This is a genomic window from Bacteroidota bacterium, from assembly GCA_037133915.1.
Taxonomy (GTDB): domain Bacteria; phylum Bacteroidota; class Bacteroidia; order Bacteroidales; family CAIWKO01; genus JBAXND01.
This window is the reverse complement of sequence record JBAXND010000023.1, coordinates 52,648-61,801: the sequence shown is the minus strand read 5'-3', so window position 1 is coordinate 61,801 and position 9,154 is coordinate 52,648. Positions and strand designations below refer to the sequence as shown.

General features: G+C 41.9%; 11 protein-coding genes and 1 tRNA gene. 9 read left to right on the top strand and 3 right to left on the bottom strand.

The window, feature by feature from the left end; genetic code table 11:
- Window positions 1-122: 122 nt before the first annotated feature.
- A complete protein-coding gene (locus tag WCM76_09580; GenBank protein MEI6765879.1) occupies window positions 123-1,505 on the bottom strand; it encodes a sigma 54-interacting transcriptional regulator in 1,383 nt (460 codons plus the stop codon).
- A gap of 230 nt (window positions 1,506-1,735) precedes the next feature.
- On the opposite strand from WCM76_09580, the gene trxA (WCM76_09575) reads away from it, so the two are divergent.
- The 5 genes from trxA (WCM76_09575) to WCM76_09555 all read left to right on the top strand — a co-directional run bounded on the left by trxA (WCM76_09575) (window position 1,736) and on the right by WCM76_09555 (window position 3,484).
- Window positions 1,736-2,092 carry a thioredoxin gene (gene trxA, locus WCM76_09575; GenBank protein MEI6765878.1) on the top strand — a complete coding sequence of 119 codons (357 nt, stop codon included), beginning with the start codon at window positions 1,736-1,738 and terminating at the stop codon, window positions 2,090-2,092.
- A 140-nt stretch (window positions 2,093-2,232) separates the two neighbouring features.
- On the top strand, window positions 2,233-2,595 hold the full coding sequence (gene trxA / locus WCM76_09570; protein ID MEI6765877.1) for a thioredoxin: 363 nt from the start codon (window positions 2,233-2,235) through the stop codon (window positions 2,593-2,595).
- A gap of 1 nt (window position 2,596) precedes the next feature.
- Entirely contained in the window at window positions 2,597-2,872 is a 276-nt protein-coding gene (locus tag WCM76_09565; GenBank protein MEI6765876.1) for a DUF6132 family protein, read from the top strand.
- Complete coding sequence (locus WCM76_09560) at window positions 2,847-3,053, top strand: DUF2892 domain-containing protein (GenBank protein MEI6765875.1); 207 nt, start codon at window positions 2,847-2,849, stop codon at window positions 3,051-3,053. Before WCM76_09565 ends, WCM76_09560 begins: the two co-directional genes overlap by 26 nt.
- Window positions 3,054-3,082: 29 nt before the next feature.
- Window positions 3,083-3,484, top strand: a complete 402-nt coding sequence (locus WCM76_09555; GenBank protein ID MEI6765874.1) for an OsmC family protein — start codon at window positions 3,083-3,085, stop codon at window positions 3,482-3,484.
- Between the two features lie 51 nt (window positions 3,485-3,535).
- On the opposite strand, the gene WCM76_09550 is transcribed toward WCM76_09555, so the two are convergent.
- Window positions 3,536-4,405, bottom strand: a complete 870-nt coding sequence (locus WCM76_09550) for a 4Fe-4S binding protein (GenBank protein ID MEI6765873.1) — start codon at window positions 4,403-4,405, stop codon at window positions 3,536-3,538.
- 109 nt (window positions 4,406-4,514) lie between these two features.
- Here WCM76_09550 and WCM76_09545 point away from each other — a divergent pair, with 109 nt between their 5' ends.
- Window positions 4,515-5,189, top strand: coding sequence for a hypothetical protein (locus WCM76_09545; GenBank protein ID MEI6765872.1), 675 nt, complete (start codon window positions 4,515-4,517; stop codon window positions 5,187-5,189).
- A gap of 64 nt (window positions 5,190-5,253) precedes the next feature.
- Here the strand turns inward: WCM76_09545 and WCM76_09540 are convergent.
- Window positions 5,254-5,327 (bottom strand) — tRNA-Arg (locus WCM76_09540).
- Window positions 5,328-5,392: 65 nt separating this feature from the next.
- On the opposite strand from WCM76_09540, the gene WCM76_09535 reads away from it, so the two are divergent.
- From WCM76_09535 to WCM76_09525, 3 genes are all read left to right on the top strand, one after another.
- Window positions 5,393-6,184, top strand: a complete 792-nt coding sequence (locus tag WCM76_09535; GenBank protein ID MEI6765871.1) for a lysophospholipid acyltransferase family protein — start codon at window positions 5,393-5,395, stop codon at window positions 6,182-6,184.
- Between the two features lie 77 nt (window positions 6,185-6,261).
- Window positions 6,262-7,914, top strand: coding sequence for a C45 family peptidase (locus tag WCM76_09530; GenBank protein MEI6765870.1), 1,653 nt, complete (start codon window positions 6,262-6,264; stop codon window positions 7,912-7,914).
- Window positions 7,898-9,145: a DUF2062 domain-containing protein gene (locus WCM76_09525; GenBank protein ID MEI6765869.1), complete on the top strand. Its 1,248-nt coding sequence runs from the start codon at window positions 7,898-7,900 to the stop codon at window positions 9,143-9,145. The genes WCM76_09530 and WCM76_09525 overlap by 17 nt, the downstream gene beginning before the upstream one ends.
- The last annotated feature ends 9 nt before the right edge of the window (window positions 9,146-9,154 follow it).

Here is a 9,154-nt window from a genome sequence, read left to right as displayed (position 1 = left end):
GTGAGCCGCCAATCTCTATTCATTCATTCCTTCTACTGACCTTAAACCCCTCCGGTGCATTCCCTCAACATTGCATTTTTTTCATTATTAATTTTCATTTTTCATTTTTCATTGTTCATTGCTCAGTCCGGCAATCCGAATTTTTTCATTTTCTTCCACAGGGCAACCCTGCTGATACCAAACATTATCGCTGTTTCCTTACGGTTGTAATTATTTGAAAGTAATACTTTTTTTAAATCCTCCTTGGTGATGCTTCTGAAAACCATTTCTGCGTCAACGTTTTTCGGTAAGAAATAGCCTTCAGCACCCGGTAAATCGACGTTTTTACAAAGTCCTTGCCTGAGAGGCACCAACCGGATATCCTGTGGCAGGTCGAAAACATCAATCAGATTGCTATTGCAAAGTACGAATGCATGTTCAATGCTGTTTTCAAGTTCTCGTACATTGCCCGGCCAGCAGTAGTCCATTAAAATGCGATATGCATCTTCGGTAAGGCCTTTAATGTTTTTGCCTGTCTGTTCGTTGAAACGCTTGATGAAATGCTGGACGAGCAGTGGAATATCATTTTTGCGTTCTCTCAGAGGCGATGTTTGAATGGGGAAAACGTTCAGGCGATAAAATAAATCTTCTCTGAAAAGTCCTTTCTGCACTAGTTCGCGCAGATTACGGTTTGTGGCTGTAATGATGCGCATATCAACTTTTATGGGCTTGTTATCACCAACCCGTTCGATGGTTTTTTCCTGAATTACCCTAAGTAACTTCACCTGAATCATAGGGCTGATCTCGCCAATCTCATCAATGAAAACAGTGCCGCCGCCGGCTGTTTCAAATTTTCCGGGCTTATCTTTGTATGCTCCGGTAAATGAGCCTTTCACATGACCAAAGAGTTCGCTTTCAAGCAACGTCTCTGTGAGTGCGGAACAATTGACTTTAACAAAAGGCTTGTGATTTCTCGATGAAAGTATGTGGATGGCGTCAGCAACGAGTTCTTTACCTGTTCCGCTTTCACCTGAAATGTTGACGTTGGCTAATGAATCTGCTGCCAGTTCTATCATGCGGTATAGCTCGATGATTTTTGGATTGCGACCTATAATTCGCTGCAATGCTTCTTTTTCTTTAATGATAAGTGGGGTTGCCGAAATACTGCTGCAGGATATTTCTCTCGATATATCCACCACCGTTATCATCAATTGTGTATCGTTTTTGTGCTGGATATAGCGGGCATTGATAAACACCAGTGTGCGTGTCCCTGAAATATGTTCGATAAATGCAGTACGGGCAATATTGGTCTTCTTGCCCTTCAGGCATTCACGCATGTTCAGCAAAGTTTCATGATTGGGCTCAAAGAAACGTATTGCCGACATTTTCTTTTCGGAAACGGCCCTGCTGTCGAGTCCTGAAAGATGCTCCATTTCATCATTCCAATAGAGAATATTCAATCGTTCGTCAGTGCGTATTATGCCGCACGGCGCGTTTTTTAATATGGCTGTTTCGAAGGTGCTCATTTCTTTAATTTGAAAATTAGGCAATTTGAGAATTTGATAATTACTCACGACTCACGACTCTTGACTCACGACTCACGACTTTTTTAAGTTAGCACAAAGTTAATATAGTTAACATCAAGTTAGCAAAAGATTAACTTTATTTTTTTGCACGTGCCGGCTGAAAAATGGCATAAGGGTTTATAGAACAGATAGTAATGTGTATTGGCACAGCTATTGAAATCCTCATGACCATGCCGAAAATCGAAAAAGATATGGAAACGTCAAAAACAGTTATTAATCTCAGCGGTCAGAGTTTTGAGAAAGTCATCAGCAACGGTATTGTGTTGGTTGATTTTTGGGCCGAGTGGTGTGCGCCTTGCAGAATGCAAGGTCCGATACTTAATGACGTGGCTGTTGAGGTTGGCGACAGAGCGCTGATAACAAAAGTGAATGTTGACGACAACAGGCAGATTGCTGCAAAATATGGTATTCAGAGCATTCCGTCGCTCTATATTTTTAAAGACGGTGTGGTTGTGAAGAAATTTGTGGGTGTGCAGCAACGGCAGGTATTGGTAAGTGCTGTTAACGGCCTGATATCTCAGAATTGAAACAATGGAGTTATGTGCCTGCTCCGGGAATGTTACTTGCGTCATTGTGAGGAGGCACGACGAAGCAATCTTTAGAAAAGCAATAACGAAGGTGACTTTTCGGATCGCAATCAATTAATATAACCTAAAAATAGAACATCATCATGGAACACTTGACTGAACAAAGTTTCAAAGAAAAGGTATTCAATTACGAAGTAAATAAGGAATGGAAATTTGAAGGCGATAAACCTTGTATCATTGACTTCTATGCCGACTGGTGCGCGCCCTGCCGCATGGTGGCGCCTGTACTCGATGAATTGTCGAAAGATTTTGATGGGAAAGTTGACATCTATAAAATAAATACTGAGCAGGAACAAACGCTTGCTGCCGTGTTCGGTATTCAAAGCATTCCTTCGATATTGTTTGTGCCGAAAGACGGACAGCCGCAAATGACCATGGGTGCTATGCCCAAAGAGGCATTTGTAAAGGCAATCAATGAAGTGTTGCTGCCTAATAATAATTAAGATGGAAAATACATGCACAAATCCGGTTTCTTGCAAAGAAAAGATGCGTGTCAGGGCCAGGTCGCACTGGCCTGCGCTGCTTGGTATTGTTGTCGGGGCAGGAGGCGGATTTCTTTATTACCTGCTCGTGGGCTGCTCAAGCGGTGCCTGCCCCATTACCTCTAATCCATGGATAACAATGTTATGGGGCGCCGGTTTAGGCTACCTGCTTGGAGATATGTTCAAAATTAAACCTTCTAAAACCAAACAAAATGAAAAAGAATATGGGAATGATTGACAGGGTAATCAGAACGCTGATAGCCCTCACTATTGCGGTACTGTTCTACCTCGAAGTAATAACAGGAACACTCGGTATTGTGCTGTTGATACTCGGTGGAGTATTTCTGCTGACATCAATATTTGGTTTTTGTCCCTTATATTTGCCTTTCGGAATCAAAACCTGCAAGACTCAGAAATAGAAAAGTATTAACGATAAAAATAGTTTGTAATGACAATTGATGTAATATTTGACGGCAACAAAAAAATAAATGCCCGCGTTGGGAAACACATTATCACAACCGACCAGCCTGTTGCCGGAGGTGGTGAAGGTAGTGCACCAACACCTTTTGAACTTTTTCTGGCATCCATTGCTACATGCGCCGGAATCTATGTCAAAGGTTTTTGTGATAACCGCGGTATTTCTGTTGAAGGAATGAAGATTTCACAGATCCACGAGTTTGATGAAAAAGGCCTGGTTACGGACATCCGTATCAATATTAAATTGCCCGAGGGTTTTCCGGAGAAATATATTGACTCGGTTATCAATGTGGCAAACCTCTGCAAAGTAAAGCAAACACTGGCATCACCGCCAAAGATTAGCGTAATTGCCAGTACAAATGAGTGCTGTTAATTGTTGAAAAACGCAAAGAGCCATCTGATATACAATTATCGGATGGCTTTTTTATTTTGATAGTTGGTCTTTCGTGGTCAGCCTCAATACCGAGTGTTTGCATGCGCTGATGCAGCGTTCGCACACAATACATGTTCGGTCGTTGATTCTTTTAGTATTCGATACATAAGCGTTTACATCGATAAGCATGGGACAGCTCACGTTGCATAATTTGCAGTGTGTGCATTGATTTCCACTCACAGGAGTGATTTTAAAAAGCGACAGCGGCGAAATAATACCTGATATGGTAAGAAAAGGGCACAGCATCCTGCAGTATGCACGGCTTCCGATGAAAAAGGTCAGTATAAATCCCAGTGTTGTGATGAACAAATTTTCGACAATAATCGCCCATTTTCTGACCTCGACGTTATTGCCCGGATCCCAGAAAAATGCTACAAACACTGATAGTACAATGAGTGTTGTGAGATAACTCCATGCAAGCAGCTTCGATCGGGGTTTAATTTTTCGCTTATCAATTTTTTTGGTGTTGGTCATCTCAAAAAAGAAGCCGGTCCAGCAGGCGCGGGAGCAAAAACCATTACCTAGGAAGAAGGGCAGAATAAGCCTTGCAACCACTAATTGAATAAGAGCTCCGGTAACAACTCCGGCATAGGCGTCAAAAAATATTTGCGGAAACTGAAAGTTCACCCCAATGACCAATCCCAGCCAAACTAAGAGGAATGAACCAATGGTAAATTGCAGGCACCATCTTATTAGCTGGCGGAATTTCGGAAAATACAAAACCAACGCCCGGGTGCCGAAGTCCAGAAAGCCTATTCCTGTGAACAGGTAGAAATACATCACATTTCTGAATGCCCAGACAACTAATCCAATAATCAAAAAAACACCGAAACTTACGAGGGGAATTTTAAATTTGTTCAAATTCGTTAAATATATTATTCCTCAAAGATAATTGAAATCAAATTTAGTCGTTAATTTAGCATTCCGTTTGAATATGAAATAAATAAACACCTACCTAATCTCTGTTATTATGAATGTACTCAGAATTTATTTACTTGTACCGGCCATTGCATTGTTGTCGGTCATTGCGTTAACATCGTGTCACAGCACTGAAAAAAAAGCTATCGTAAATACTGATTCGATTGCGGCTGCTGCAAAGGATTCTGCTTCACTGAAGCAGTCAGGAACCCTTGATGGTGCTAAACAGCTGATGGCAAGATTTATGGCGAAAGGAGCCGACTATGCCGCGCTTACAAATAGTCTTAAGCCAACTATTGAGGACGCGAAAGCCATCTTTATTAAAGCGGAAGATGCTGAAATTGCATTTAAATATGCAACAAAAACATTTAAAAAAATCAACAAGAAAGGTGATTTTATTAAACCGAAAGATTCAGTTCAGCAGAATTTTGTTATCCTTTCTGCAACAGCAAAAGAGCTAAAAGAGAATACAGGCAATGCGAAAGAGTTTACCGGTGGGATGTTAAAAATTGCGCCTAAATTGAAAGACGATATTTCTTTTTTCGAAAGAAAATTTGTGAAGAAAAGTCCGAAAGACGGTATGAATTTCAATGGATTGACATTTGTGAATAATCATTGGGTAATGTTTTTCAAATTGTGGAAACCGTTTGAAGAAAATAAAAACCCCAACAAACCTTCCGGAAAAAAGAAGGACAAGAAAAAGAAGAAGAAAAAGGCAGACAAATAGATTTCTGTGTAAGGAGTAAATAAAAAGGGTTTCAGTTAATAATTACTGAAACCCTTTTTTCTTGTGACCCCGACAGGATTCAAACCTGTAACCTTCTGATCCGTAGTCAGATGCTCTATTCAGTTGAGCCACGGGGCCTTTAGCGAGTGCAAAGATAATACTTTTTTGTAATTTCACCAGCGAAAATTTTTACCTGCGTTTTCATGAATGTTAATGCTAATAAGAACAGCGCTTTTCAGTATATTTTGAGCCTGATTTTGGGATTCATTTCCTTCATGCTTTTCTGCATTGTCAGCCAGTTTTTTACGTTGAAGATTTTTATTCCTATGCCTTGCTCCCGTGAGAAACGCAAGCGCATCAATAAAAAATTTTTGCAGCTCTTTGCGAAATTTATGGTGCGTTCCAACTTAAATGTAAAACTAGAGATTCGGGGCAATGAAAATTTGGTGTTTGAGCGCCCTGTATTCATTATTGCCAACCATCAGACCTTACTCGATTCGCCCTTGATGCTGATGCTGAATTCCCGCGTCGTACTGATTACTACCGACTGGCTGAATAATACCTCTTTTCGGCTGTTGCTGCGGAAATATGTAGAATTGGTCGCCGTTTCTGATGGAATAGAACATGGATTAGCACAGGTTACAACGGCCATGAAAAGGGGAGACTCGGTACTCGTTTTCCCCGAAGGACCACGCACAGCTCAGGGTATCGGCCGATTTCACAAAGGCGCTTTTTATATGGCCGAAAAACTCAATGCGGATATTCTTCCCGTTGTCCTGCATGGAAGTCCCGGCATACATGGCAAAAAGTGGTATTACCTGAGGCGGGGACGCATGGTGATGAAAATTTGTGAGCCAATCAAACATGACGACGAACAATTCGGGTTCGGTTATGCCGAGCGAACCAAAAAGATTGCGACTTTTTTCAGGGATGAATATGAGAAGATTGACCGCGAGGGTTTACCTCCTGATTCTGTTGCAATAGCAAGCAGTTAAAGGTTCTTCGTTATTACCTTCACCTTTCCGCCATATTCTCGGCTGTTTTAGTTAATTTTGCCGGAATTATTTTTCCTATGCTGCTTTACATTATATTAATACTGCTTGTTCTCATCGGTCTGCTGTTTTTACTCTTTGTAAGGGCGATTCTAGTGAAGCCACCCAAAGCGGATGGCGGAGTCCTTGAATACATGCCCCGGCGTGAAACTCCTGATGGTCTTTACATCTGCGAAAGCGGACGACTGAGAAAAAACAGGGTGGGACTGTGGGAGCTTTACATTGAAGGAGAAGCTTACCGCCGTGGACTTATCACGGGTAAGCTTACCGCTGAGCTTATCGCAAAACAGGAGCAGATATTTGTTGAAGAGGTTAAAAATTTCGTGCCTTCTGCTTTTTACCTTTTCTTCCTGAAGCTGTTTGTTGTTTTTATGAACCGCAAGCTGAACAGAAATGTGGGCGAAGAGTATAATCTTGAAATCTATGGCATTTCACGCTCTGCATCAGACGAATTCTCGAAAATCGGTCCCGCCTACATACGGATATTAAATTACCACGCGGCTCACGATATCGGTCATACCCTTGAAAGCCTTAAGTTTGTTGGTTGCACATCATTTGCTGCCTGGGGCGATAGCTCCGACGATGGTCGTGTTGTACTGGGAAGAAATTTTGATTTCTACATGGGTGATGAATTTTGCAGTGAGAAAATAGTGAGCTTCTGCAAACCTGACCTCGGATATCGATATATGTCTGTCAACTGGGGCGGTTTGACGGGTACCGTTTCCGGGATGAATGAACACGGACTGGCCGTTACGGTGAATGGTGCAAAATCGGAAATGCCTAATAAGTCGGCTATGCCGATAACCATTCTCGTTAAAAAGATACTGCAATACGCAAAGAATATTAATGAGGCATTCGAAATTGCCAAGGCGCACCTTATTTTCGTATCGGAGTCTATTCTGGTGGCTTCTGCTCAGGACCACAAAGCTGTGGCAATTGAGAAATCACCCAGTAAAACGGTGATGTATGATACGGGTAACAATCATATCATCTGTACCAATCATTTTCAAAGCGAAGCGTTTGCCGACGATAAACTGAATAATGAAAACCTGCTTGAAAGCGCATCGCTCTACCGTTTTAAAAGAATGGAAGAACTTTTCGAAGAGCATAAGCCGATATCTCCTTTGTCTGCTGCTGCTATTCTGCGCGATCGTTTTGGCCTGGGCGGCGCCGATATCGGGCAGGGAAACGAAAAGGCCGTGAATCAGTTGCTCGCGCATCATTCCGTCATTTTTAAACCCGAACAGCGGTTGGTGTGGGTATCGTCGTGGCCATATAATTTAGGTGAATTTGTATGTTACGACCTGAACAGCGTTTTTGCGCACTTTCCCGGAATGACCGAAAACAGCGATATAGATGAACACGAATGGGCGCTTCCTCCCGACGAATTTTGTGTGAACGGTGGATTTGCAAACTTTGAACGGTTTAAGGAAATTTGCACTGTTTTAAAAACGGGAACAGCAGGAGCAGACGATAAAATTATGGATGAGCTCATTGAACTAAATCCTGAATATTTTCATACATACCTTGTGCTGGGCGATTTTTGCCTGAAAATTAAAAAGCAGGAAAAGGCATTGGATTACTATAAAATGGCGCTGTTAAAGGAAATTCCGACGACGAAAGAACGAAATGTGATATTATCGAAAGCACGGAAAATTGGATACAAAGACTGACAACGAAAAGGATTCCTATCTGTTGCAATTGCAAGATAAACTGTTCTGTAAAGCAGAAATGGAACGTCTTTGCTGTGTTGTAATTATTCCTACATTCAATAATGCCGCTTCGCTTGCTGCAGTAATTGAAGGTGTGAAGAATTATACTGACAATATTCTGGTTGTAAATGATGGTTCTACCGACGGAACCGCGGCTCTTCTTAATGATATTGCCGGAATTCATGTTATTGCATGGTCTGCAAACAAAGGCAAAGGCTACGGTCTGCGTAAAGGATTTGAAAAAGCCGTTTCTCTGGGATTCCACTATGCCATCACCATTGATTCCGACGGTCAGCATTCGCCCGACGATATTCCTGCATTTCTTGCCGGACATAAGGAAATGCCCGAGGCTATTATTATCGGAGCACGCAATATGGATCAGGCAGGCGTTCCGCGCAAAAGCAGTTTTGGCAATCGATTTTCAAATTTTTGGTTCCGCTTTGAAACAGGAATACGTATTCCCGATACACAATCGGGTTACAGGTTTTACCCGCTTGAGCGCTTAAAAACAATTCACTTTTTTACCCGTAAATATGAATTTGAAATTGAAGTAATTGTCCGTGCCGCATGGAAAGGCGTGAAAGTGGTGAGTGTGCCCGTGAGTATTTTCTATGCACCTAAAGAAACAAGGGTTTCACATTTTCGGCCGTTTCGCGATTTTACACGCGTGAGCCTGCTGAATACGGCACTGGTCATTATTTCACTGCTGCTTATCAAGCCGTTTTACTTTGTTAAGGTGCTGAATCGCAAAAAAATCCGCGATTTTTTCGTGAATGAAGTGCTTGCCAGTCAGGATTCCAATGCTAAAATTACGTTTTCGGTAATGCTCGGGATGTTTATGGGAATTGTACCGCTTTGGGGTTGGCAAATGGCGGTGGCTCTTGTTCTTGCCATGGCGCTCAAACTCAACAAAGTGATAACGCTGGTAGTGAGCAACGTGAGCATTCCGCCGATGATACCATTTATAGTTTACGGAAGTTATAAAATGGGTGGCTTAGTCTGGATTAAAAACAGGGTAATGCTTGAATTCAGTACCGGTATCAGCTTGAAAACCATACAACTCAATGTTTTGCAGTACCTTATCGGAAGTGTAATGCTGGCAGTCGCCATGGGAATTCTTTCGGGAATTGTGACAATTATCTTACTGAAGATATTCCGAAAAGGAAATGTTGTTAAAGTTATAGACCGGTAGTTTTCATGC